Genomic DNA, 22,826 nt, shown 5'->3' with positions numbered 1-22,826 from the left:
CCGGTTTCTCGCTTGCCACTGGGCAACCAGGCGATCTGCCAAGCTTGACTCCTCCAGCCCTGCGACACCCTCGCATACGCCGAGTCGGCCGCGAGGAGGCAGGCTTTGGCACCGCAGGGCTTGCCTGCCGATAGATTGGGACGCCCCTTATGGCTGACACGGACCTTCTTCGAAGAAAGTGAAAATCCTCGCGCCCTGCCCTCTGAAGGTAAGGCTGATGGCATTTTCTATTCCTGCCATTTCAAGGCCTTGGACAGGACGAAAACATGAAAAATAAAAAACCGGGCCTGAGCCCGGTTTTCTAACGCAACAGCCCTTATTCGGCAGCTGCAGCTTCACCAGCGACCGGACGGTCAACCAGCTCGACATAGGCCATCGGCGCGTTGTCGCCGGCACGGAAACCACACTTCAGGATGCGGAGATAACCGCCCTGACGATTGGCGTAGCGCTTGCCCAGATCGTTGAACAGCTTGCCGACAGCTGCTTTCGAACGGGTGCGGTCGAAGGCCAGGCGGCGGTTGGCGACGCTGTCTTCCTTGGCCAGGGTGATCAGCGGCTCGGCAACGCGACGCAGTTCCTTGGCCTTGGGCAGGGTGGTCTTGATCAGTTCGTGCTCGAACAGCGACACCGCCATGTTCTGGAACATGGCCTTGCGATGTGCGCTGGTGCGGCTCAGATGACGGCCACTTTTACGATGACGCATGGTTCAATTCCTTACCAAACTTATTCGTTCGGTGGTTATGACGCTCAGGCCGTAGCCTTGTCGTCCTTCTTAAGACTTGCCGGCGGCCAGTTGTCGAGGCGCATGCCGAGGGACAGACCACGAGAAGCCAGAACGTCCTTGATCTCGGTCAGGGACTTCTTGCCCAGGTTCGGAGTCTTCAACAGCTCCACTTCGGTGCGCTGAATCAGGTCACCGATGTAGTAGATGTTTTCCGCCTTCAGGCAGTTGGCCGAACGCACGGTCAGCTCCAGATCGTCGACCGGACGCAGGAGGATCGGATCGATCTCGTCTTCCTGCTCCACCACTACCGGTGCGGTGTCCCCCTTGAGGTCGACGAACGCGGCCAGCTGCTGCTGCAGAATGGTCGCGGCCCGGCGAATGGCCTCTTCAGGATCCAGGGTACCGTTGGTTTCCAGATCGATGACCAGCTTGTCCAAGTTGGTGCGCTGCTCGACACGGGCGTTTTCCACCACGTAGGCAACACGACGTACCGGGCTGAAGGAAGCGTCCAGCTGCAGACGACCGATGCTGCGGCTTTCATCCTCATCGCTCTGACGGGCATCCGCGGGCTCATAGCCACGCCCGCGAGCCACCTTGAGCTTCATGTTCAGTACGCCGTTGTCCGCCAGGTTGGCGATTACATGGCCGCCGTTGACGATTTCGACATCATGATCCAGCTGAATATCGGCAGCGGTGACCGCGCCAGGGCCCTTCTTGCTCAGGCTCAGCGTGACTTCGTCGCGCCCGTGCAGCTTGATGGCCAGGCCCTTCAGGTTGAGCAGGATCTCGATGACATCTTCCTGCACGCCTTCGATGGCGCTGTACTCATGAAGCACGCCGTCGATCTCCGCCTCGACCACTGCACAGCCGGGCATGGAAGACAGCAGGATGCGACGCAGGGCATTGCCCAGGGTATGACCAAAACCGCGCTCGAGAGGCTCGAGCGTGATCTTGGCGCGGGTCGGACTGACCGCCTGCACATCGATGTGGCGAGGGGTCAGGAACTCATTTACCGAACTCTGCATGGATATACCTATTTTCTAGCCCTTACTTGGAGTAGAGCTCGACAATCAGGTTTTCGTTGATGTCGGCGGACAGGTCGCTGCGAGCCGGCACGCTCTTGAACACGCCAGACTTCTTCTCAGTATCCACTTCAACCCACTCGACACGGCCGCGCTGGGCGCAGAGTTCGAGAGCCTGGCCAATGCGCAGCTGATTCTTGGCTTTTTCGCGAACGGCCACGACATCACCAGCCTTGATCTGGTAGGACGGGATGTTCACGGCTTGGCCATTGACGGTAATGGCCTTGTGCGAAACCAGCTGGCGAGATTCGGCACGAGTAGCGCCGAAGCCCATGCGGTAGACGACGTTGTCCAGACGGCACTCAAGCAGCTGCAGCAGGTTCTCGCCGGTGGAACCCTTGCGACGGCTGGCTTCCTTGTAGTAACCGCTGAACTGGCGCTCCAGCACGCCGTAGATGCGGCGGACCTTCTGCTTCTCTCGCAGCTGGGTGCCGTACTCGGACAGGCGACCACGACGCTGGCCATGGATACCCGGGGCCGACTCGACCTTGCACTTGGATTCGAGCGCACGGGAGCCGCTCTTCAAGAACAGGTCAGTGCCTTCGCGACGGGACAGCTTGCATTTGGGACCAATGTAACGTGCCATTCTTCACTGTCTCCTATTACACGCGACGCTTCTTCGGCGGACGGCAGCCGTTATGCGGGATCGGGGTCACGTCGGTGATGCTGGCAATCTTGTAACCGCAGGCATTGAGGGCACGCACAGCGGACTCACGACCCGGACCAGGCCCCTTGACGTTCACGTCGAGGTTTTTCAGCCCATATTCCAAGGCGGCCTGGCCGGCACGCTCGGCAGCCACCTGGGCAGCAAACGGGGTGCTCTTGCGCGAGCCACGGAAACCGGAGCCGCCGGAGGTGGCCCAGGAAAGGGCGTTACCCTGACGATCGGTGATGGTCACGATGGTGTTGTTGAAAGACGCATGGATGTGGGCGATACCATCCACCACGGTCTTTTTGACTTTTTTACGAGGACGAGCAGCAGGTTTTGCCATGATTAGATTCCTGTCGATTCGCGAATGCGATTACTTGCGGATCGGCTTGCGCGGGCCCTTGCGGGTACGGGCGTTGGTCTTGGTGCGCTGACCGCGAACCGGCAGGCCACGGCGATGACGCAGACCGCGGTAGCAGCCCAGGTCCATCAGGCGCTTGATTTTCATGTTGACTTCACGGCGCAGGTCACCTTCGGTAGTGAACTTGGCCACTTCGCCACGCAGTTGCTCGATCTGCTCGTCCGAGAGATCCTTGATCTTTGCTGCCGGATTGACACCGGTAGCAGCACAGATAGCCTGTGCAGTGGTACGACCGACACCATAGATGTAGGTCAGCGAGATAACAGTATGCTTGTTATCCGGAATGTTTACGCCTGCGATACGGGCCATTCAGTGGAACTCCAATTGACAGCTACCCACGCCCTGGAAGCCAAGAAATAGGGCGCAGGATACTAGCGCTGTAATAAAAAAGAATCAACCCGACAGCACACTAGCTGCCGGGCTCATCACGCGAGGATCACACTCAGCCTTGGCGCTGCTTGTGACGCGGCTCCGCGCTGCAGATCACGCGCACGACGCCGTCGCGACGGATGATCTTGCAGTTGCGGCACAGCTTCTTCACCGACGCACGAACTTTCATCACCAACTCCTCGAACCTTATGGACAGATCAGCGGAGCATGCCGCCGCCATAGCCCTTCAGGTTGCTTTTCTTCATCAGGGATTCGTACTGGTGCGAAACGAGGTGCGATTGTACTTGCGACATAAAGTCCATCACAACCACTACCACGATCAGCAACGAAGTCCCGCCAAGATAGAACGGCACGTTGGCTGCCACCACTAGGAACTGCGGAAGCAGGCAGACCGCCGTCATGTAGAGAGCACCAAAAATGGTCAAGCGGGTCAGCACACCATCGATATAGCGTGCCGACTGCTCACCCGGCCTGATGCCAGGAATGAAGGCACCCGATTTTTTCAGGTTTTCCGCCACATCCTTGGGATTGAACATCAGCGCAGTATAGAAGAAGCAGAAGAAAATGATTCCTGCACTGAACAGGATGATGTTCAACGGCTGACCGGGCGCGATGGCCTGGGCTATGTCCTGCAACCAACCCATGCCTTCCGACTGACCGAACCAGGAGCCCAGCGAAGCCGGAAACAGCAGAATGCTGCTAGCAAAAATGGCCGGAATCACGCCTGCCATATTCACCTTCAGCGGCAAGTGGCTGGTCTGCGCAGCGAAAACCTTGCGACCTTGTTGACGCTTGGCGTAGTGCACCGCGATACGACGCTGACCACGCTCGACAAAGACCACGAACCCGATGATCGCCACAGCCAGGAGCGCGACAGCAAGCAGAGCAATGATATTGATATCGCCTTGACGGGCAGACTCGAACGACTGACCGATCGCAGCCGGCAGACCGGCGACGATCCCGGCAAAGATCAGCATCGAGATCCCGTTGCCAACACCCCGCTCGGTAATCTGCTCCCCCAGCCACATCATGAACATGGCACCAGCCACGAAGGTGCTCACCGCCACGAAGTAGAAACCGAAGTCGGCGGCGAAGGCCACACCCTGACTGGCCAGGCCGACGGACATGCCGAAAGCCTGGACGATCGCCAGAACGAGTGTCCCGTAACGGGTGTACTGACTGATCTTGCGCCGACCGGCCTCGCCCTCCTTCTTCAACTGCTCCAGCTGGGGGCTGACCACGGTCATCAGCTGCATGATGATCGATGCCGAGATGTACGGCATGATCCCCAGCGCAAAGATGCTCATCCGCTCCAGCGCACCACCGGAAAACATGTTGAACAGGCTAAGAATGGTTCCCTCGTTCTGTTGGAACAGTTCCGCCAGCCTGTCGGGATTGATTCCGGGCACTGGGATATGCGCGCCTATGCGATAGACGATGATCGCCAGGAACAGGAACCTCAACCGAGTCCAGAGCTCGGACAGCCCGCCATTGCTGAGTGCGGAGAGAGCACCTTGCTTAGCCATTTAGTCCTCGATTTTACCGCCAGCTGCTTCGATGGCCGCACGCGCACCCTTGGTGACGGCGATTCCCTTCAGAGTAACGGCCCGGCTCACATCACCAGACAGCATGACCTTCACGCGACGGACGTTCTGATTGATCAGATTGGCATCCTTCAGCGCCTGCAGAGTCACGACATCACCTTCCACCTTAGCCAGTTCGGAGGTGCGAATTTCTGCACGATCCAAGGCCTTCAGAGAAGTGAAGCCGAACTTGGGCAGGCGGCGGTGCAGAGGCTGCTGACCGCCTTCGAAGCCGGGTGCGATCTTGCCACCGGAGCGGGAGGTCTGGCCCTTGTGGCCGCGACCACCAGTCTTGCCGAGACCGCTGCCGATGCCACGACCCGGACGCAGCTTCTCGCGCCGGGCACCCGGCGCGGAACGCAGATCGTTCAGTTGCATGGATTAACCCTCCACACGCAGCAGGTAATAGGCCTTGTTGATCATCCCGCGATTTTCAGGAGTATCCTGGACCTCGACGGTGTGACCGATACGACGCAGGCCCAGCCCCTTGACGCAGGCCTTGTGGTTGGCCAGACGACCATTCAGGCTCTTGACCAGAGTGACTTTGACAGTTGCCATGATCAGAGAATCTCCTCGACGCTCTTGCCACGCTTGGCTGCCACGGCCTCGGGGGACTGCATTTCCTTCAGCCCCTTGAAGGTGGCATAAACCACGTTCACCGGATTGGTCGAGCCGTAGCACTTGGCCAGAACGTTCTGGACACCTGCGACTTCGAGGACGGCACGCATGGCACCGCCAGCGATGATCCCGGTACCGTCACTGGCAGGCTGCATGTAAACCCGGGAAGCGCCATGGGCAGACTTGACCGGATACTGCAGAGTGGTGCCGCTCAGATCAACCTGAATCATGTTGCGGCGAGCGGCTTCCATAGCTTTCTGAATGGCAGCCGGAACCTCGCGGGACTTGCCGCGACCGAAGCCAACGCGGCCTTTGCCATCGCCGACGACCGTCAGCGCGGTAAAGGTAAAGATGCGCCCACCCTTGACAGTCTTGGCAACGCGATTGACTTGGACCAGCTTCTCGATGTAGCCCTCGTCGCGCTTTTGCTCGTTATTTGCCATAACTTAGAACTCCAGCCCGCCTTCACGAGCAGCATCGGCCAGTGCCTTGACACGACCGTGGTACTTGAAGCCAGAACGATCGAATGCCACCTGGGTTACACCAGCGGCCTTCGCACGCTCGGCCACCAGTTGACCAACCTTCTTGGCCGCGTCGACGTTGCCGGTGGCAGCGTCGCGCAGTTCTTTGTCCAAGGTCGAGGCAGAAGCCAGAACCTTGCCGCCGTCGGCCGTGATGACTTGGGCGTAGATGTGCTGGGAAGAGCGGTACACGCAAAGGCGTACAGTTTCCAGCTCGCGCATTTTCAGGCGTGCCTTGCGAGCGCGACGCAGACGAGTTTCTTTCTTTACGCTCATTTGCTATGCCCTACTTCTTCTTGGCTTCTTTACGATGGACCACTTCGTCGGAATACCGCACACCCTTGCCCTTATACGGCTCGGGACGGCGGAAATCGCGAATTTCGGCTGCCACCTGACCAACCAGCTGCTTGTCGACGCCCTTGATCAGGATATCGGTCTGGCTGGGGGTTTCCGCGGTGATGCCTTGCGGCAGCTCGTAATCCACCGGATGGGAGAAGCCAAGCGCCAGGGACAGGATTTGCCCCTTGGCCTGCGCCTTGTAACCAACGCCAACCAGTTGCAGCTTGCGCTCGAAGCCCTGACTGACGCCAATCACCATGTTGTTGACGAGGGCGCGGGTGGTACCGGCCATGGCCCTGTTCTGCTGATCGCCATTGCGGGCAGCAAAACGCAGCTCACCAGCATCCTGGATGACCTCGACGGAGGGATGCACATTCAATTCGAGGGAGCCTTTCGCTCCCTTCACCGAAAGCTGCTGACCAGCCAGCTTGATCTCCACGCCAGCGGGCAGCTTGACGGGGTTCTTAGCAACGCGAGACATGCTGTTACCCCCCCTTAGAACACGGTGCAGAGCACTTCGCCACCAACACCGGCAGCACGAGCCGCACGATCGGTCATCACACCCTTATTGGTGGATACGATCGAAACGCCCAGACCACCACGTACTTTCGGCAGCTGATCGACAGACTTGTACTGACGCAGGCCGGGGCGGCTCACGCGCTTGAGCTCCTCGATGACCGGACGGCCCTCGAAATACTTGAGCTCGATGGACAGCAACGGCTTCATATCGCTGCTGACTTGATAATCCGAAATGTAACCCTCGTTCTTGAGAACATTGGCCACGGCCACCTTCAGCTTGGAAGACGGCATGCTCACGACGGTCTTCTCAGCCATCTGGGCATTACGGATACGAGTTAGCATGTCCGCTAACGGGTCCTGCATACTCATGGGCTAATTGCTCCTGATACAGAAAGAAAGCCTTGCGGCCTGAACTCCGGACTTTGACTAACACAAAAAATCAAGAGTCAGGAGAGCCGAACATCCTATAGGCCGTCTAAAAAAGAATCAAGCCCCATAAGGGGCTTGATTCGGAGAACCCAGGCTCGGTCGATATGCTCGAGAGCCCGAGCTGTACTTACCAGCTGGCCTTGACCAGACCCGGGACATCACCACGCATGGCTGCCTGGCGTAGCATATTGCGAGCCAGGCCGAACTTGCGGTAGACGCCATGAGGACGACCGGTCAAACGGCAGCGGTTGCGCAGGCGCGAGGCACTGGCATCACGCGGCTGCTTCTGCAGGGCGACCTGGGCTTCCCAACGCTGCTCCGGAGCAGAGTTCGGGTTGGCGATGATAGCTTTCAGCTCGGCACGCTTCTTGGCGTACTTGGCAACCGTTTGCTGACGCTTCAGCTCGCGGTTCTTCATGCTCTGTTTGGCCATTGCCTGCTCCAGTCAGTTGCGGAATGGGAAGTTGAAGGCACGCAGCAGAGCGCGACCTTCATCATCGGTGCGGGCAGTGGTGGTCAGAGTGATGTCCAGACCACGCAGCGCATCGATCTTGTCGTAATCGATTTCCGGGAAGATGATCTGCTCTTTGACACCCATGCTGTAGTTGCCGCGACCATCGAAGGACTTGGCATTCAGACCGCGGAAGTCACGCACACGTGGCAGGGAAATCGCGAGCAGACGATCCAGGAATTCGTACATACGATCGCGACGCAGCGTCACCTTGACACCGATCGGCCAGCCCTCACGAACCTTGAAGCCCGCAATCGACTTGCGAGCATAGGTGACGATCGGCTTTTGACCAGTGATTTTCTCCAGGTCAGCAACGGCGTTCTCGATGATTTTTTTATCGCCGATAGCTTCGCCAAGACCCATGTTCAGGGTGATTTTGGTAACGCGCGGAACTTCCATCACGTTGGCCAGCTGAAGCTCTTCCTTCAACTTGGGCGCGATTTCTTTCCGATAAATCTCTTTTAGTCGTGCCATGGTTATCTACCTAGCAGTGCTCAAGCATCAACCGGCTTTTGGGTCGACTTGAAGACACGAATTTTCTTGCCGTCTTCGACCTTGAAACCGACGCGATCAGCCTTGTTGGTTTCGACATTGAAGATGGCCACGTTGGAGACGTGCAGAGGCGCCTCCTTCTCGACGATACCGCCCTGGACACCCAGCATCGGATTCGGCTTGCTGTGGCGCTTGATCAGGTTGACCCCACCGACGACCAGACGGTCGTCCGCGAGAACCTTGAGCACCTTGCCACGCTTGCCCTTGTCCTTGCCGGCGATGACGATGATCTCGTCGTCACGACGAATCTTTTGCATGACGGCTTCTCCTTACAGCACTTCAGGGGCGAGCGAGACGATCTTCATGAACCTCTCGGAACGAAGCTCGCGAGTAACCGGCCCAAAGATACGAGTGCCGATCGGCTCCTGCTTGTTGTTCAGCAGGACTGCCGCATTGCCGTCGAAGCGGATGATGGAGCCATCGGGACGGCGCACGCCGTGCCTGGTGCGAACCACCACAGCCGTCATGACCTGGCCCTTCTTGACCTTGCCGCGCGGAATCGCTTCCTTCACGGTCACCTTGATGATGTCGCCGATGCCGGCGTAACGGCGATGAGAGCCACCCAGCACCTTGATGCACATGACGCGACGGGCACCGCTGTTGTCGGCCACGTCGAGCATGGATTGAGTCTGAATCATAACTTTCTCCGACCCTTAGTCTCTTAGACTTCCACCGCGCGCTCGACGACTTCCACCAGCATCCAGGACTTGGTCTTAGCCAGCGGACGGGTCTCGCGGATGGTGACCGTGTCGCCGATACGGCACTGGTTGGTTTCGTCGTGGGCGTGCAGCTTGGTCGAACGCTTCACGTATTTACCGTAGATCGGGTGCTTCACGCGGCGCTCGATCAGGACGGTGATGGTCTTGTCCATTTTGTCGCTTACGACACGGCCGGTCAGCGTACGAACGGTTTTCTGAGCTTCAGCCATAATCACTTACCTGCCTGCTGGTTGAGCACAGTCTTGACGCGAGCGATATCGCGCTTCACTTGCGAGAGCAGGTGACTCTGCCCCAGTTGGCCAGTTGCCTTCTGCATGCGCAGATTGAACTGGTCACGCAGCAGGCCGAGCAATTGCTCGCTCAGTTGCTCAGCCGATTTTTCACGAAGTTCATTCGCTTTCATCACATCACCGTCCGCTTAACAAAAGTGGTGGCGAGCGGCAGCTTGGCTGCTGCCAGGGCGAAAGCCTCGCGCGCCAGCTCTTCGGAAACACCCTCGATTTCGTAGAGCACCTTGCCCGGCTGGATCTGGGCTACCCAGTACTCGACGTTACCCTTACCCTTACCCATACGAACTTCGAGGGGTTTCTTGGTAACCGGCTTGTCGGGGAATACGCGGATCCAGATCTTGCCGCCACGCTTGACGTGACGGGTCAGGGCGCGACGTGCAGCCTCGATCTGGCGAGCGGTGAGACGACCGCGGCTCACGGACTTCAGGGCAAACTCGCCGAAGCTGACCTTGCTACCACGGTGAGCCAAGCCACGGTTGTGGCCGGTCATCTGCTTGCGGAATTTTGTACGCTTGGGTTGCAGCATGTTGCGTACTCCTCTTACTTAGCAGCTTTTTTGCGAGGCGCAGGCGCTTGCGGCTTGAGCTCTTCATGCTGGCCACCAATGACCTCGCCCTTGAAGATCCAAACCTTGACGCCGATCACACCATAGGTGGTGTGCGCTTCGTAGGTGGCGTAATCGATATCTGCGCGCAGGGTGTGCAGCGGCACACGGCCTTCGCGATACCATTCGGTACGGGCGATTTCGGCACCGCCCAGACGACCACTCACCTGGATCTTGATGCCCTTGGCACCAATGCGCATGGCGTTCTGCACGGCGCGCTTCATGGCGCGACGGAACATTACGCGACGCTCAAGCTGCTGGGCTACGCTCTGAGCAACCAGCATACCGTCAAGCTCCGGCTTGCGGATCTCTTCGATGTTGATGTGCACCGGCACACCCATTTGCTTGGTCAGGTCCTGACGCAGCTTCTCGACATCCTCACCTTTCTTGCCGATCACGATGCCGGGACGAGCGGTGTGGATGGTGATGCGTGCGGTTTGGGCCGGACGAGCGATGTCGATACGGCTCACGGACGCGCTTTTTAGTTTGTCTTGGAGGTACTCACGCACCTTGAGGTCGGCGAACAGATAATCGGCATAAGTGCGCTTATCTGCATACCAGACCGAGGTATGCTCCTTGACGATTCCCAGGCGGATGCCAACGGGATGTACTTTCTGACCCATCTGATCGACTCCGTTACTTGTCCGCAACCTTGACAGTGATATGGCAAGACCGCTTGACGATGCGATCAGCACGGCCCTTGGCGCGCGGCATGATGCGCTTAAGCGAACGCCCCTCGTTGACGAAAACGGTGGAAACCTTCAGGTCATCCACGTCTGCGCCCTCGTTGTGCTCGGCGTTGGCAACGGCCGACTCCAGCACTTTCTTCATGATCTCGGCGGCTTTCTTGCTGCTGAAAGCCAGGAGGTTGAGCGCATCGCCCACCTTCTTCCCGCGGATCTGGTCGGCGACCAAGCGGGCTTTCTGGGCGGAGATTCGAGCGCCCGACAGCTTAGCGGCTACTTCCATCTTTCCTTACCCCTCAACGCTTGGCTTTCTTGTCTGCCGCATGACCACGATAGGTACGGGTAGCAGCAAACTCGCCTAGTTTGTGACCGACCATATCCTCGCTGATAAGCACCGGGACATGCTGACGGCCGTTATGCACAGCAATGGTCAGACCGACCATCTGCGGCAGGATCATCGAACGACGCGACCAGGTCTTGACCGGTTTGCGATCGTTTTTTTCCACCGCCACTTCGACCTTCTTCAACAGGTGAAGATCGATGAAAGGACCTTTTTTCAGAGAACGCGGCACAGTCGTATCCCTCTAGTTACTTACGGCGGCGGACGATCATGTTGTCGGTGCGCTTGTTCGACCGGGTCTTCGCACCCTTGGTCGGGAAGCCCCACGGCGACACCGGATGACGACCACCCGAGGTACGACCTTCACCACCACCATGCGGGTGGTCGACCGGGTTCATCGCCACGCCACGAACGGTCGGGCGAACGCCACGCCAGCGCTTGGCACCGGCCTTACCCAGCGAGCGCAGGCTGTGCTCGGAATTGGACACCTCGCCCAGGGTCGCACGGCAATCAGCCAGGACCTTGCGCATCTCGCCAGAGCGCAGACGCAGGGTCACGTAGGCACCCTCACGCGCAACCAACTGCACGGAAGCACCGGCAGAACGGGCGATCTGCGCACCCTTGCCCGGCTTCAGCTCGATAGCGTGAATGGTGGAACCGACCGGAATGTTGCGCAACGGCAGGGTATTGCCCGCCTTGATCGGTGCGTTCACGCCGGAGATCAGCTGATCACCAGCCGCCACGCCCTTCGGCGCGATGATGTAACGACGCTCGCCGTCGGCATACTTCAGCAGCGCGATATGTGCGGTGCGGTTCGGGTCGTACTCGATCCGCTCGACGATGGCAGGAATGCCATCCTTGCTGCGACGAAAGTCGACCAGGCGATAGTGCTGCTTGTGACCACCACCGATATGACGGGTGGTGATGCGACCGTTGTTGTTACGGCCACCGGACTTGGACTTTTTCTCCAGCAGCGGCGCATAGGGGGCACCCTTATGCAGCTCCTGGTTGACCACCTTGACCACGAAGCGGCGGCCAGCGGAAGTCGGTTTGCATTTAACGATTGCCATGATGCACCCCTTTACTCAGCGCTGCTGGCGAAATCGAGATCTTGGCCGGCTTGAAGAGCGACGTATGCCTTCTTCCAGTCGTTGCGCTTGCCCAGACCGCGAGCGGTGCGCTTGGTCTTGCCCTGGACATTCAGGGTGGTGACACGGGCGACCTTCACTTCGAACAGAGCTTCGACAGCCTTCTTGATTTCCAGCTTGGTTGCATCGGTGGCAACCTTGAAAACGAACTGCTTCTTGCTTTCCGCCAGCACGGTGGCCTTCTCGGAGACATGCGGGCCAAGCAGCACTTTGAATACGCGTTCCTGGTTCATCCCAGCAGCTCCTCGAATTTCTTCACCGCCGACACGGTGACCAGCACCTTGTCGTATGCGATCAGGCTGACCGGATCGGAACCCTGGACATCACGTACATCAACGTGCGGCAGGTTGCGTGCAGCCAGATACAGATTCTGATCGACCGCATCGGAGACGATCAGCACGTCATTCAGACCCAGACTGCCCAGCTTGCTCACCAGGCTCTTGGTCTTTGGCGCATCAACAATGAAGTCCTCAACAACAACCAGACGCTCCTGACGCACCAGCTCGCTCAGGATCGAGCGCAGGGCGGCACGGTACATCTTCTTGTTGAGCTTCTGCTCGTGATTCTGCGGACGAGCGGCGAAGGTCACGCCACCGCCACGCCAGATCGGACCACGGGTAGTACCAGCACGGGCGCGACCAGTACCCTTCTGACGCCAAGGGCGCTTGCCGCCACCGCTCACGTCGGAACGGTTCTTCTGCTGCTTGCTGCCCTGGCGACCACCCGCCAGATAGGCAACGACAGCCTGGTGCACGAGGGTCTCATTGAACTCGCCGCCAAAGGTGCGCTCGGAGACTTCGATCGCCTGAGCGCCATTCACATTCAATTGCATCTCAGCTTCCCCCTTAACCGCGAGCCTTGGCCGCCGGACGCACGATCACATCGCCGCCGGTAGCGCCGGGAACAGCACCCTTGACCAGCAGCAGATTGCGCTCGACATCGACACGAACCACTTCCAGGGACTGCACAGTTACGCGCTCGGCACCCATATGACCGGACATCTTCTTGCCCTTGAACACACGGCCAGGAGTCTGGCACTGGCCGATAGAGCCCGGAACACGGTGGGAGACTGAGTTGCCGTGGGTATTGTCCTGACCACGGAAATTCCAGCGCTTGATGGTACCGGCATAGCCTTTACCCTTGGACTGACCGGTGACATCCACCAACTGTCCTGCCTGGAAAATTTCGGTAGTGATCTGATCACCAGCCTGGTACTCGCCCTCTTCGAGGCGGAACTCCCAGACACCACGACCAGCAGCGACATTCGCTTTGGCGAAGTGACCAGCCTGCGCTTTGGTCACACGCGAAGCACGGCGCTCGCCAACAGTGATTTGCACTGCACGATAGCCGTCGCTTTCTTCATTCTTGAACTGGGTCACGCGATTCGGCTCGATCTCGATGACCGTAACCGGAATGGAGACACCTTCTTCGGTGAAAATGCGGGTCATGCCGCACTTACGACCGACTACACCAATAGTCATTTCTTGAACCTCTCGAGTGTACGGGGCTTTCACCCGCTATGGCCGCCCATTTCAGAGCGTTACACGACCAAAACCTGAACGGTCTTAGCCGAGGCTGATCTGCACTTCCACGCCAGCCGCCAGATCGAGCTTCATCAGCGCATCGACGGTCTTGTCGGTCGGCTGAACGATGTCCAGCACACGCTTGTGGGTACGAATCTCGTACTGATCACGCGCATCCTTGTTGACGTGCGGCGAAACCAGAACGGTATACCGCTCTTTGCGAGTAGGCAGAGGAATCGGACCACGCACCTGAGCACCAGTACGTTTCGCGGTTTCCACGATTTCCTGGGTAGATTGATCAATCAGGCGATGGTCAAAAGCCTTCAACCGAATACGGATTTGTTGGTTTTGCATTTTGACCTCAGACTCGAAGTTGCCACCCTACCGAGCGGAATACACCCGATAAAAGGAGGCGCAATTGTACGGATGCCCCCCCCAGAGTGTCAATAAAATGATCAGCAATAGAAAAAGCCCCAAAAGGGGCTTTTTCTATCACCTCATCGATTACTCGATGATCTTGGCAACCACACCGGCACCAACGGTACGACCACCTTCGCGAATGGCGAAGCGCAGGCCGTCTTCCATGGCGATCGGGGCGATCAGGGTGACGACCATCTTGATGTTGTCACCCGGCATCACCATCTCGACGCCTTCCGGCAGCTCGACGTTACCGGTCACGTCGGTGGTACGGAAGTAGAACTGCGGACGGTAGCCCTTGAAGAACGGAGTGTGACGACCACCCTCCTCCTTGGACAGCACGTACACTTCGGCCTCGAACTTGGTGTGCGGCTTGATGGTGCCCGGCTTGGCCAGAACCTGGCCGCGCTCCACGTCTTCACGCTTGGTGCCGCGCAGCAGGGCGCCGATGTTCTCGCCGGCGCGACCTTCATCGAGCAGCTTGCGGAACATTTCCACGCCGGTGCAGGTGGTCTTGGTGGTCGGACGGATACCGACGATTTCCACTTCCTCGCCCACCTTGACGATGCCGCGTTCGACACGACCGGTCACCACGGTGCCACGACCGGAGATGGAGAACACGTCTTCGATCGGCATCAGGAACGGCTGATCGATGGCACGCACCGGCTCCGGAATGTAGGAGTCCAGGGTTTCCACCAGCTTGCGCACGGCGGAAACGCCGATGCCGTTGTCGTCCTTGCCTTCCAGCGCCATCAGGGCGGAGCCGGTGATGATTGGGGTGTCGTCGCCCGGGAAGTCGTAGGCGGACAGCAGATCGCGCACCTCCATCTCGACCAGCTCCAGGAGCTCGGCGTCGTCGACCATGTCGGCCTTGTTCAGGAACACGACGATGTAGGGAACGCCCACCTGACGGGACAGCAGGATGTGCTCGCGGGTTTGCGGCATGGGACCATCGGCAGCCGAGCAGACCAGGATAGCGCCGTCCATCTGGGCAGCACCGGTGATCATGTTCTTCACGTAGTCGGCGTGACCGGGGCAGTCGACGTGCGCGTAGTGACGGACCGGGGAATCATATTCAACGTGGGAAGTATTGATGGTGATACCGCGTGCCTTTTCTTCCGGAGCATTGTCGATCTGGTCGAAGGCGCGAGCGGCACCGCCCCAGGTCTCCGCGCAAACCTTGGTCAGAGCGGCCGTCAGAGTGGTCTTGCCATGGTCCACGTGACCGATGGTGCCAACGTTGACGTGCGGTTTGTTACGTTCGAATTTTTCCTTAGCCACGACAGTAAACCTCTTACTTAAAGGGCTGAATCAACCTTGTTTTTTGACGATAGCTTCGGCGATGTTGGCCGGAGCTTCGGAGTACTTCGAGAATTCCATGGAGTAGCTGGCGCGTCCCTGGGACATCGAACGTACATCGGTAGCGTAACCAAACATCTCGCCCAGCGGGACTTCGGCGCGGATGACCTTGCCGGAGACGGTGTCCTCCATACCCTGGATCAGACCACGACGACGATTCAAGTCGCCCATGACATCACCCATGTAGTCCTCCGGAGTAACCACCTCGACCTTCATGATCGGCTCGAGCAGCACCGCACCGCCCTTCTGGGACAGCTGCTTGGTCGCCATGGAGGCCGCAATCTTGAACGCCATTTCATTGGAGTCAACGTCATGGTAGGAGCCATCGAATACGGCGGCTTTCAGACCAAGCAGCGGATAACCCGCAACCACACCGTTCTTCATCTGCTCTTCGATACCCTTCTGGATCGCCGGGATGTATTCCTTCGGAATCACACCACCCACAACCTCGTTAGTGAAGAGCAACCCTTCCTGACCCTCGTCAGCCGGCTCGAAACGAATCCAGCAATGACCGAACTGGCCACGACCACCGGACTGACGCACGAACTTGCCTTCGATCTCGCACTTGTTGCGAATGGTCTCGCGATAAGCCACCTGAGGCTTGCCGATGTTAGCCTCGACACCGAACTCGCGCTTCATGCGATCGACCAGAATGTCCAGATGCAACTCGCCCATACCGGAAATAATGGTCTGTCCACTTTCCTCATCGGTCTTGACGCGGAAAGACGGGTCTTCCTGTGCCAGCTTGCCAAGGGCGATACCCATCTTTTCCTGGTCAGCCTTGGTCTTCGGCTCGACCGCCACGGAGATTACCGGCTCCGGGAAGTCCATACGCTCGAGAATGATCGGCTTCTCGATCGAGCACAGGGTGTCACCAGTTGTGACGTCCTTCATACCAATCAGCGCCGCGATATCACCAGCACGCACTTCCTTGATTTCTTCGCGAGTGTTGGCGTGCATTTGCACCATACGCCCTACACGCTCTTTTTTGCCCTTGACCGAGTTGATAACCGAGTCGCCAGAGCTGAGAACACCCGAGTACACTCGAGCAAACGTCAAGGTACCCACAAACGGGTCGGTAGCGATCTTGAACGCCAGCGCCGAGAACGGCTCGTTATCGTCAGCATGACGCTCGTCGACGATTTCCTCGTTATCGGGATGCACGCCCTTGATTGCAGGGATCTCGGTCGGAGCCGGAAGAAATTCGATAACGGCGTCGAGAACCAGCGGAACACCCTTGTTCTTGAAGGAGGAACCGCATACAGCCGGGACGATCTCACACGCGATGGTGCGCTGACGCAGCCCAGCCTTGATCTCTTCGATCGACAGCTCGCCCCCCTCAAGGTACTTGTTCATCAGCTCTTCGTTGGCCTCGGCAGCAGCCTCCACCATGTTGGAGCGATACTCCTCGGCAAGCCCCTGCAACTCCGCCGGAATCTCTTCCTCGCGGTAGGTCATACCCTGATCATCTTCGTTCCAGTAAATCGCCTTCATCTTGAGAAGATCGATCTGACCCTGGAAGTTCTCTTCCGCGCCGATGGCCAGCTGTACCGGGACCGGAGTGTGGCCCAGACGCTTCTTGATCTGCTCGACGACGCGCAGGAAGTTGGCACCAGCACGGTCCATCTTGTTCACGTAGACGATACGCGGCACGCCGTACTTGTTGGCCTGACGCCATACGGTTTCGGACTGCGGCTCGACACCGGAGGTACCACAGAACACCACCACAGCGCCGTCCAGCACACGCAGTGAGCGCTCCACTTCGATGGTGAAGTCCACGTGACCGGGGGTATCGATGATGTTTACGCGATAGTTGTCGTACTGCTTGGTCGAGCCTTGCCAGAAGGCGGTGGTCGCAGCGGAGGTAATGGTGATACCGCGCTCCTGCTCCTGCACCATCCAGTCCATGGTGGCGGCGCCATCATGCACCTCGCCCATCTTGTGGTTGACGCCTGTGTAGAACAGGATCCGCTCCGTAGTCGTCGTCTTGCCTGCGTCCACATGGGCGCAGATACCGATGTTACGGTAGCGATTGATAGGGGTTGTACGGGCCACAATGAGGTCCTCGTAGATGGAAGCTGAATTCAGAAACGATAGTGCGAGAACGCCTTGTTCGCCTCGGCCATGCGATGCACGTCTTCACGCTTCTTCACAGCAGCGCCCTTGCCCTCGGAGGCGTCAAGCAGCTCACCAGCGAGACGCAGGGCCATAGATTTCTCGCCACGCTTGCGTGCGGAGTCCACCAGCCAGCGCATGGCCAGCGCATTGCGACGCGACGGACGAACCTCGACCGGAACCTGGTAAGTCGCACCACCCACGCGGCGGGACTTCACTTCGACCAGCGGAGCGATGGCGTCGAGTGCTTTTTCGAAGATTTCCAGGGGATCGCTGTTCTTGCGGGATTTGACGGTATCCAGCGCGCCATAAACGATGCGCTCGGCAACCGCCTTCTTGCCGCTTTCCATCACGTGGTTCATGAACTTGGCAAGAATTTGGCTTCCGTACTTCGGATCATCCAGAATCTCACGCTTGGCTGCTACACGACGTCTTGGCATTGATAAGCCCTCAAACGGTCTTCAGGTTAGCTCGGAACGGTAGCCACCAAGGCCACGTCCGACCTTACTCTTATCGACTCAACAAATAGAAAATTGGCGCGCCGAACTACTTCGGACGCTTGGTACCGTATTTGGAACGACCCTGCTTGCGGTCTTTCACGCCGGTGGTATCCAGCGAACCGCGCACGGTGTGGTAACGGACACCCGGAAGGTCCTTGACACGACCGCCACGGATCAGCACTACACTGTGCTCCTGCAGGTTGTGCCCCTCGCCGCCGATATAGGAGGTGACCTCGTAACCGTTGGTCAGGCGCACACGGCAGACCTTACGCAGTGCCGAGTTCGGTTTTTTCGGCGTGGTGGTGTACACCCGGGTGCACACGCCACGGCGCTGGGGGCAGTTCTGCAGCGCAGGCACGTCGCTCTTGTCGACGAGACGCTTGCGCGGCTGACGCACCAGCTGGTTGATAGTTGCCATCTACTAGCTCCACTGTTGTCTTTCGACATAAACAAAATGGCAGAGCGATTCGCCCTGCCAAATTTAGGGTCCGTTAGTCTAAAGAGACTCCCGATCCCAGTCAAGGCAAGGCCCGGCGCAGGGCCGGGCGATGTCTGTCAGTTACCGCTGGTGTTGAGGGCCTCAGTCAAGGCGGCTTCGACCTCCTCCGCACTCACCCGCACCGGCTTCTCGGCATCACGCTTGCGCTTGCGCTCGCTGTGATAGGCCAAGCCGGTACCGGCAGGAATTAGCCGGCCCACCACTACGTTCTCCTTCAGGCCACGCAGGTAGTCACGCTTGCCGGTAACCGCAGCCTCGGTGAGAACGCGGGTAGTCTCCTGGAAGGAGGCGGCGGAAATAAACGACTCGGTCGACAACGACGCCTTGGTGATGCCCAGCAGAATACGCTCGTATTTCGCCGGGAAGCGATCCTCGGTCGCCAACTGCTCGTTTTCCTCGAGGACCTGAGTCAGCTCCACCTGATCGCCCTTGATGAAGCTCGAGTCTCCCGCCTCGCTGACCTCTACCTTGCGCAGCATCTGCCGCAGGATGGTCTCGATGTGCTTGTCGTTGATCTTCACGCCCTGCAGGCGGTACACATCCTGGATCTCGTTGACGATGTACTTGGCCAGCGCGCTGACCCCCAGCAGACGCAGAATGTCGTGCGGATTGCTCGGACCATCGGAGATCACTTCGCCACGGTTTACCTGCTCGCCCTCGAAGACGTTGAGGTGACGCCATTTCGGGATCAGCTCCTCGTACGGATCGCTGCCATCGTTCGGGGTAATGACCAGACGACGCTTGCCCTTGGTTTCCTTGCCAAAGCTGATGGTACCGCTGACTTCCGCAAGGATTGATGGCTCTTTCGGACGGCGCGCTTCGAACAGGTCGGCAACGCGCGGCAGACCGCCGGTGATGTCGCGGGTCTTCGAAGTCTCCTGAGGAATACGGGCAATCACGTCGCCCACCCCTACTTCGGCGCCGTCAGCCACACCGACCAGGGCGTTCGCCGGCAGGAAATACTGGGCCGGCACGTCGGTACCCGGCAGCAGCAGTTCCTTGCCATTGGCATCGACCAGCTTGACCGCCGGACGGATATCCTTGCCGGCAGCCGGACGGTCCTTCGGATCCATCACCTCGATGTTGGTCAGACCGGTCAGTTCGTCGGTCTGGCGCTTAATGGTGATGCCCTCCTCCATGCCGACGAAGGCCACAGTACCCTTCATTTCCGTGACGATCGGGTGGGTATGCGGGTCCCACTTGGCAACGATGGCACCCGGGTCGACCTTGTCGCCCTCCTTCACCGAAATCACCGCACCGTACGGCAGCTTGTAGCGCTCACGCTCGCGGCCGAAATCGTCGGCCACGGCCAGCTCGCCGGAGCGGGACACTGCAACCAGCGCACCATCGGCCCGCTCGACGTATTTCAGGTTGTGCAGACGGATGTTGCCGCCGTTCTTCACCTGGACGTTGTCCACGGCCGAGGTCCGGCTGGCCGCACCGCCGATGTGGAAGGTCCGCATGGTCAGCTGGGTGCCCGGCTCACCGATGGACTGCGCGGCGATCACGCCTACCGCTTCACCGATGTTCACCTGATGCCCGCGCGCCAGATCGCGACCGTAGCACTTGGCGCAGATGCCGTAACGGGTCTCGCAGGTGATCGGCGAACGCACAACCACCTCGTCGATGGTGTTCATCTCGATGAACTCGACCCATTTCTCGTCGATCAGGGTGCCGGCCGGCACGATGACCTCGTCGGTCCCGGGACGGAACACATCCTTGGCGATGACCCGCCCGAGCACCCGCTCGCCGAGCGGCTCGACCACGTCGCCGCCCTCGATATGCGGGGTCATCAGCAGGCCCTGCTCGGTGCCGCAATCGATCTCGGTCACAACCAGATCCTGGGCCACATCCACCAGACGACGGGTGAGGTAACCGGAGTTCGCGGTTTTCAGTGCGGTATCCGCCAGCCCCTTCCGTGCACCGTGCGTGGAGATGAAGTACTGCAGTACGTTCAGGCCTTCGCGGAAGTTCGCGGTGATCGGCGTTTCGATGATCGAGCCGTCGGGCTTGGCCATCAGACCGCGCATGCCGGCCAGCTGACGGATCTGCGCAGCGGAACCCCGCGCACCGGAGTCCGCCATCATGTACATGGAGTTGAACGACTCCTGCTCGACCTCATTGCCATGGCGATCGATGACCTTCTCTTTCGAGAGGTTGGCCATCATCGCCTTGGATACTTCGTCGTTGGCCTTGGACCACAGGTCGATCACCTTGTTGTACTTCTCGCCCTGGGTCACCAGGCCGGTGGCGTATTGGCTCTCGATCTCCTTCACTTCCTCGGTGGCGCCCTCGATGATTCGCGCCTTCTCCGCCGGAATGACAAAATCGTTCACACCGATGGAAACGCCCGACAGGGTCGAGAAGGCAAAGCCGGTGTACATCAGCTGGTCGGCGAAGATGACGGTATCCTTCAGCCCCACGGTGCGATAGCAGTGGTTGATCAGCTTGGAGATCGCCTTCTTCTTCATCGGCTGGTTGACGACATCGAACGGCAGACCAGCGGGCACGACCTGGAACAGCAGCGCCCGGCCGACGGTGGTGTCGACGATGCGGGTGTTGTGGACCAGGCTGCCATCCTTCTGCTTGACAGTCTCGTTGATCCGCACCTTCACGCGAGCATGCAGCGATGCCTCGCCAGCCCGGAATACACGGTCGACCTCCTGCAGATCGGCAAAGATGCGCCCTTCTCCCTTGGCGTTCACTGCCTCACGGGTCATGTAGTACAGACCCAGCACCACGTCCTGCGACGGCACGATGATCGGTTCACCGTTGGCCGGCGAGAGGATGTTGTTGGTCGACATCATCAGCGCACGCGCCTCCAACTGGGCCTCGAGGGTCAGCGGGACGTGCACGGCCATCTGATCGCCGTCGAAGTCGGCATTGTAGGCGGCGCAGACCAGCGGGTGCAGCTGGATTGCCTTGCCCTCGATGAGCACCGGCTCGAACGCCTGGATACCCAGACGGTGCAGGGTCGGCGCACGGTTGAGCAGTACCGGATGTTCGCGAATGACTTCGGCAAGCACGTCCCAGACCTCGGGCAGCTCGCGCTCGACCATCTTCTTGGCCGCCTTGATGGTGGTGGCCATGCCGCGGGTTTCCAGCTTGCCGAAGATGAACGGCTTGAACAGCTCCAACGCCATCTTCTTCGGCAGGCCGCACTGGTGCAGACGCAGGGTCGGGCCCACGGTGATCACCGAACGACCGGAGTAGTCGACGCGCTTGCCCAGCAAGTTCTGGCGGAAACGGCCCTGCTTGCCCTTGATCATGTCGGCCAGGGACTTCAGCGGGCGCTTGTTAGAGCCGGTAATGGCCCGGCCACGGCGACCGTTGTCCAGCAGGGCATCCACCGCCTCCTGCAGCATGCGCTTCTCGTTGCGCACGATGATATCCGGTGCGGCCAGATCGAGCAGGCGCTTCAGGCGGTTGTTGCGGTTGATCACCCGGCGGTACAGGTCGTTCAGGTCGGAGGTCGCAAAGCGGCCACCATCCAGCGGCACCAACGGACGCAGGTCCGGCGGCAGCACCGGCAGCACGGTCAGCACCATCCACTCCGGCAGGTTGCCGGAGCCCTGAAAGGCCTCCATCAGCTTCAGGCGCTTGGACAACTTCTTGATCTTGGTTTCCGAGTTGGTCTGCGGAATCTCCTCGCGCAGGCGGCCGATCTCGTGCTCCAGGTCGATCTGGTTGAGCAGTTCGCGAACCGCCTCGGCACCCATGCGCGCATCGAAGTCGTCACCGAACTCCTCGAGTGCCTCGAAGTACTGCTCATCGTTGAGCAGTTGCCCTTTCTCCAGGGTGGTCATGCCCGGATCGATCACCACGTAGCTCTCGAAATAGAGCACACGCTCGATATCGCGCAGGGTCATGTCCAGCAGCAGGCCGATGCGCGACGGCAGCGACTTGAGGAACCAGATGTGGGCGACCGGCGAGGCCAGCTCGATGTGCGCCATGCGCTCGCGGCGCACCTTGGCCAGGGCAACCTCCACCCCGCACTTCTCGCAGATCACACCACGATGCTTGAGGCGCTTGTACTTGCCGCACAGGCACTCGTAGTCCTTCACCGGCCCGAAGATCTTGGCGCAGAACAGGCCATCGCGCTCAGGCTTGAAGGTACGGTAGTTGATTGTCTCCGGCTTCTTCACTTCACCGAAGGACCAGGAGCGGATCATCTCGGGCGAAGCCAGACCGATACGAATGGCATCGAACTCTTCGAGTTGACCCTGGTTTTTCAAGAGATTCAGCAAGTCTTTCAAGGCCTTTCCTCCTCACGAACCGGCGGTGGCCG

The 22,826-nt window shown here is 59.2% G+C and carries 33 protein-coding genes; all 33 read right to left on the bottom strand.

What is annotated here, in order from left to right; genetic code table 11:
• Positions 1 to 316 precede the first annotated feature (316 nt).
• Positions 317 to 703: a 50S ribosomal protein L17 gene (gene rplQ / locus GCU53_RS15995; protein ID WP_152388476.1), complete on the bottom strand. Its 387-nt coding sequence runs from the start codon at positions 701 to 703 to the stop codon at positions 317 to 319.
• A 44-nt stretch (positions 704 to 747) separates the two neighbouring features.
• Complete coding sequence (locus tag GCU53_RS15990; RefSeq protein ID WP_152388475.1) at positions 748 to 1,749, bottom strand: DNA-directed RNA polymerase subunit alpha; 1,002 nt, start codon at positions 1,747 to 1,749, stop codon at positions 748 to 750.
• A gap of 22 nt (positions 1,750 to 1,771) precedes the next feature.
• Positions 1,772 to 2,392 carry a 30S ribosomal protein S4 gene (gene rpsD / locus GCU53_RS15985; protein WP_152388474.1) on the bottom strand — a complete coding sequence of 207 codons (621 nt, stop codon included), beginning with the start codon at positions 2,390 to 2,392 and terminating at the stop codon, positions 1,772 to 1,774.
• 16 nt (positions 2,393 to 2,408) lie between these two features.
• The gene (gene rpsK / locus GCU53_RS15980) at positions 2,409 to 2,798 is read right to left on the bottom strand and encodes a 30S ribosomal protein S11 (protein ID WP_003093689.1); all 390 of its coding nucleotides are present in this window, start codon (positions 2,796 to 2,798) and stop codon (positions 2,409 to 2,411) included.
• A gap of 30 nt (positions 2,799 to 2,828) precedes the next feature.
• Positions 2,829 to 3,185 (bottom strand): 30S ribosomal protein S13, encoded by a 357-nt coding sequence (rpsM, locus tag GCU53_RS15975; RefSeq protein ID WP_152388473.1) that lies wholly within the window; start codon positions 3,183 to 3,185, stop codon positions 2,829 to 2,831.
• A 133-nt stretch (positions 3,186 to 3,318) separates the two neighbouring features.
• Positions 3,319 to 3,435 carry a 50S ribosomal protein L36 gene (gene rpmJ / locus GCU53_RS15970; protein WP_003281814.1) on the bottom strand — a complete coding sequence of 39 codons (117 nt, stop codon included), beginning with the start codon at positions 3,433 to 3,435 and terminating at the stop codon, positions 3,319 to 3,321.
• 28 nt (positions 3,436 to 3,463) lie between these two features.
• Complete coding sequence (secY, locus tag GCU53_RS15965) at positions 3,464 to 4,792, bottom strand: preprotein translocase subunit SecY (RefSeq protein WP_152388472.1); 1,329 nt, start codon at positions 4,790 to 4,792, stop codon at positions 3,464 to 3,466.
• Positions 4,793 to 5,227 carry a 50S ribosomal protein L15 gene (rplO, locus tag GCU53_RS15960; RefSeq protein WP_152388471.1) on the bottom strand — a complete coding sequence of 145 codons (435 nt, stop codon included), beginning with the start codon at positions 5,225 to 5,227 and terminating at the stop codon, positions 4,793 to 4,795. It lies immediately after the preceding gene.
• A gap of 3 nt (positions 5,228 to 5,230) precedes the next feature.
• On the bottom strand, positions 5,231 to 5,407 hold the full coding sequence (gene rpmD, locus GCU53_RS15955) for a 50S ribosomal protein L30 (RefSeq protein WP_039806119.1): 177 nt from the start codon (positions 5,405 to 5,407) through the stop codon (positions 5,231 to 5,233).
• Positions 5,408 to 5,409: 2 nt separating this feature from the next.
• Positions 5,410 to 5,910 (bottom strand): 30S ribosomal protein S5, encoded by a 501-nt coding sequence (gene rpsE, locus GCU53_RS15950; RefSeq protein ID WP_152388470.1) that lies wholly within the window; start codon positions 5,908 to 5,910, stop codon positions 5,410 to 5,412.
• Positions 5,911 to 5,913: 3 nt separating this feature from the next.
• Positions 5,914 to 6,264 (bottom strand): 50S ribosomal protein L18, encoded by a 351-nt coding sequence (gene rplR / locus GCU53_RS15945; protein ID WP_039806123.1) that lies wholly within the window; start codon positions 6,262 to 6,264, stop codon positions 5,914 to 5,916.
• 10 nt (positions 6,265 to 6,274) lie between these two features.
• Positions 6,275 to 6,808 (bottom strand): 50S ribosomal protein L6, encoded by a 534-nt coding sequence (gene rplF, locus GCU53_RS15940; RefSeq protein WP_152388469.1) that lies wholly within the window; start codon positions 6,806 to 6,808, stop codon positions 6,275 to 6,277.
• A gap of 14 nt (positions 6,809 to 6,822) precedes the next feature.
• Positions 6,823 to 7,215: a 30S ribosomal protein S8 gene (gene rpsH, locus GCU53_RS15935; RefSeq protein ID WP_152388468.1), complete on the bottom strand. Its 393-nt coding sequence runs from the start codon at positions 7,213 to 7,215 to the stop codon at positions 6,823 to 6,825.
• Between the two features lie 187 nt (positions 7,216 to 7,402).
• Positions 7,403 to 7,708, bottom strand: coding sequence for a 30S ribosomal protein S14 (gene rpsN, locus GCU53_RS15930; RefSeq protein WP_152388467.1), 306 nt, complete (start codon positions 7,706 to 7,708; stop codon positions 7,403 to 7,405).
• A gap of 12 nt (positions 7,709 to 7,720) precedes the next feature.
• A complete protein-coding gene (gene rplE, locus GCU53_RS15925) occupies positions 7,721 to 8,260 on the bottom strand; it encodes a 50S ribosomal protein L5 (RefSeq protein WP_039806132.1) in 540 nt (179 codons plus the stop codon).
• A 20-nt stretch (positions 8,261 to 8,280) separates the two neighbouring features.
• The gene (rplX, locus tag GCU53_RS15920; RefSeq protein WP_152388466.1) at positions 8,281 to 8,595 is read right to left on the bottom strand and encodes a 50S ribosomal protein L24; all 315 of its coding nucleotides are present in this window, start codon (positions 8,593 to 8,595) and stop codon (positions 8,281 to 8,283) included.
• A 12-nt stretch (positions 8,596 to 8,607) separates the two neighbouring features.
• Entirely contained in the window at positions 8,608 to 8,976 is a 369-nt protein-coding gene (rplN, locus tag GCU53_RS15915; RefSeq protein WP_120997520.1) for a 50S ribosomal protein L14, read from the bottom strand.
• Between the two features lie 23 nt (positions 8,977 to 8,999).
• Positions 9,000 to 9,266 carry a 30S ribosomal protein S17 gene (gene rpsQ / locus GCU53_RS15910; RefSeq protein ID WP_012699311.1) on the bottom strand — a complete coding sequence of 89 codons (267 nt, stop codon included), beginning with the start codon at positions 9,264 to 9,266 and terminating at the stop codon, positions 9,000 to 9,002.
• A gap of 2 nt (positions 9,267 to 9,268) precedes the next feature.
• On the bottom strand, positions 9,269 to 9,460 hold the full coding sequence (gene rpmC / locus GCU53_RS15905; protein ID WP_039806140.1) for a 50S ribosomal protein L29: 192 nt from the start codon (positions 9,458 to 9,460) through the stop codon (positions 9,269 to 9,271).
• Complete coding sequence (gene rplP / locus GCU53_RS15900) at positions 9,460 to 9,873, bottom strand: 50S ribosomal protein L16 (protein ID WP_012699309.1); 414 nt, start codon at positions 9,871 to 9,873, stop codon at positions 9,460 to 9,462. The genes rpmC and rplP overlap by 1 nt, the downstream gene beginning before the upstream one ends.
• 14 nt (positions 9,874 to 9,887) lie before the next feature.
• The gene (rpsC, locus tag GCU53_RS15895; RefSeq protein ID WP_039806143.1) at positions 9,888 to 10,574 is read right to left on the bottom strand and encodes a 30S ribosomal protein S3; all 687 of its coding nucleotides are present in this window, start codon (positions 10,572 to 10,574) and stop codon (positions 9,888 to 9,890) included.
• A 13-nt stretch (positions 10,575 to 10,587) separates the two neighbouring features.
• The gene (gene rplV / locus GCU53_RS15890) at positions 10,588 to 10,920 is read right to left on the bottom strand and encodes a 50S ribosomal protein L22 (protein ID WP_003304070.1); all 333 of its coding nucleotides are present in this window, start codon (positions 10,918 to 10,920) and stop codon (positions 10,588 to 10,590) included.
• A gap of 13 nt (positions 10,921 to 10,933) precedes the next feature.
• On the bottom strand, positions 10,934 to 11,209 hold the full coding sequence (gene rpsS / locus GCU53_RS15885) for a 30S ribosomal protein S19 (protein ID WP_012699306.1): 276 nt from the start codon (positions 11,207 to 11,209) through the stop codon (positions 10,934 to 10,936).
• Between the two features lie 16 nt (positions 11,210 to 11,225).
• Positions 11,226 to 12,047, bottom strand: coding sequence for a 50S ribosomal protein L2 (gene rplB / locus GCU53_RS15880; RefSeq protein ID WP_131255353.1), 822 nt, complete (start codon positions 12,045 to 12,047; stop codon positions 11,226 to 11,228).
• An 11-nt stretch (positions 12,048 to 12,058) separates the two neighbouring features.
• The gene (rplW, locus tag GCU53_RS15875; protein WP_152388465.1) at positions 12,059 to 12,358 is read right to left on the bottom strand and encodes a 50S ribosomal protein L23; all 300 of its coding nucleotides are present in this window, start codon (positions 12,356 to 12,358) and stop codon (positions 12,059 to 12,061) included.
• A complete protein-coding gene (rplD, locus tag GCU53_RS15870) occupies positions 12,355 to 12,957 on the bottom strand; it encodes a 50S ribosomal protein L4 (RefSeq protein WP_152388464.1) in 603 nt (200 codons plus the stop codon). Before rplD ends, rplW begins: the two co-directional genes overlap by 4 nt.
• A gap of 13 nt (positions 12,958 to 12,970) precedes the next feature.
• Positions 12,971 to 13,606, bottom strand: coding sequence for a 50S ribosomal protein L3 (gene rplC, locus GCU53_RS15865; protein ID WP_152388463.1), 636 nt, complete (start codon positions 13,604 to 13,606; stop codon positions 12,971 to 12,973).
• Between the two features lie 84 nt (positions 13,607 to 13,690).
• The gene (gene rpsJ, locus GCU53_RS15860) at positions 13,691 to 14,002 is read right to left on the bottom strand and encodes a 30S ribosomal protein S10 (protein ID WP_003463313.1); all 312 of its coding nucleotides are present in this window, start codon (positions 14,000 to 14,002) and stop codon (positions 13,691 to 13,693) included.
• A 150-nt stretch (positions 14,003 to 14,152) separates the two neighbouring features.
• Complete coding sequence (gene tuf, locus GCU53_RS15855) at positions 14,153 to 15,346, bottom strand: elongation factor Tu (protein WP_152388462.1); 1,194 nt, start codon at positions 15,344 to 15,346, stop codon at positions 14,153 to 14,155.
• A 30-nt stretch (positions 15,347 to 15,376) separates the two neighbouring features.
• The gene (gene fusA / locus GCU53_RS15850; RefSeq protein ID WP_039806162.1) at positions 15,377 to 17,479 is read right to left on the bottom strand and encodes an elongation factor G; all 2,103 of its coding nucleotides are present in this window, start codon (positions 17,477 to 17,479) and stop codon (positions 15,377 to 15,379) included.
• A 29-nt stretch (positions 17,480 to 17,508) separates the two neighbouring features.
• The gene (rpsG, locus tag GCU53_RS15845; protein WP_012699299.1) at positions 17,509 to 17,979 is read right to left on the bottom strand and encodes a 30S ribosomal protein S7; all 471 of its coding nucleotides are present in this window, start codon (positions 17,977 to 17,979) and stop codon (positions 17,509 to 17,511) included.
• A 106-nt stretch (positions 17,980 to 18,085) separates the two neighbouring features.
• Positions 18,086 to 18,457: a 30S ribosomal protein S12 gene (gene rpsL, locus GCU53_RS15840; RefSeq protein ID WP_039806165.1), complete on the bottom strand. Its 372-nt coding sequence runs from the start codon at positions 18,455 to 18,457 to the stop codon at positions 18,086 to 18,088.
• A 137-nt stretch (positions 18,458 to 18,594) separates the two neighbouring features.
• Positions 18,595 to 22,794, bottom strand: coding sequence for a DNA-directed RNA polymerase subunit beta' (gene rpoC, locus GCU53_RS15835; protein ID WP_152388461.1), 4,200 nt, complete (start codon positions 22,792 to 22,794; stop codon positions 18,595 to 18,597).
• Positions 22,795 to 22,826: the final 32 nt, after the last annotated feature.

The sequence above is a fragment of the Azotobacter salinestris genome (assembly GCF_009363155.1).
Lineage (GTDB): Bacteria > Pseudomonadota > Gammaproteobacteria > Pseudomonadales > Pseudomonadaceae > Azotobacter > Azotobacter salinestris.
This window is presented reverse-complemented; position numbering and strand designations above follow the sequence as displayed.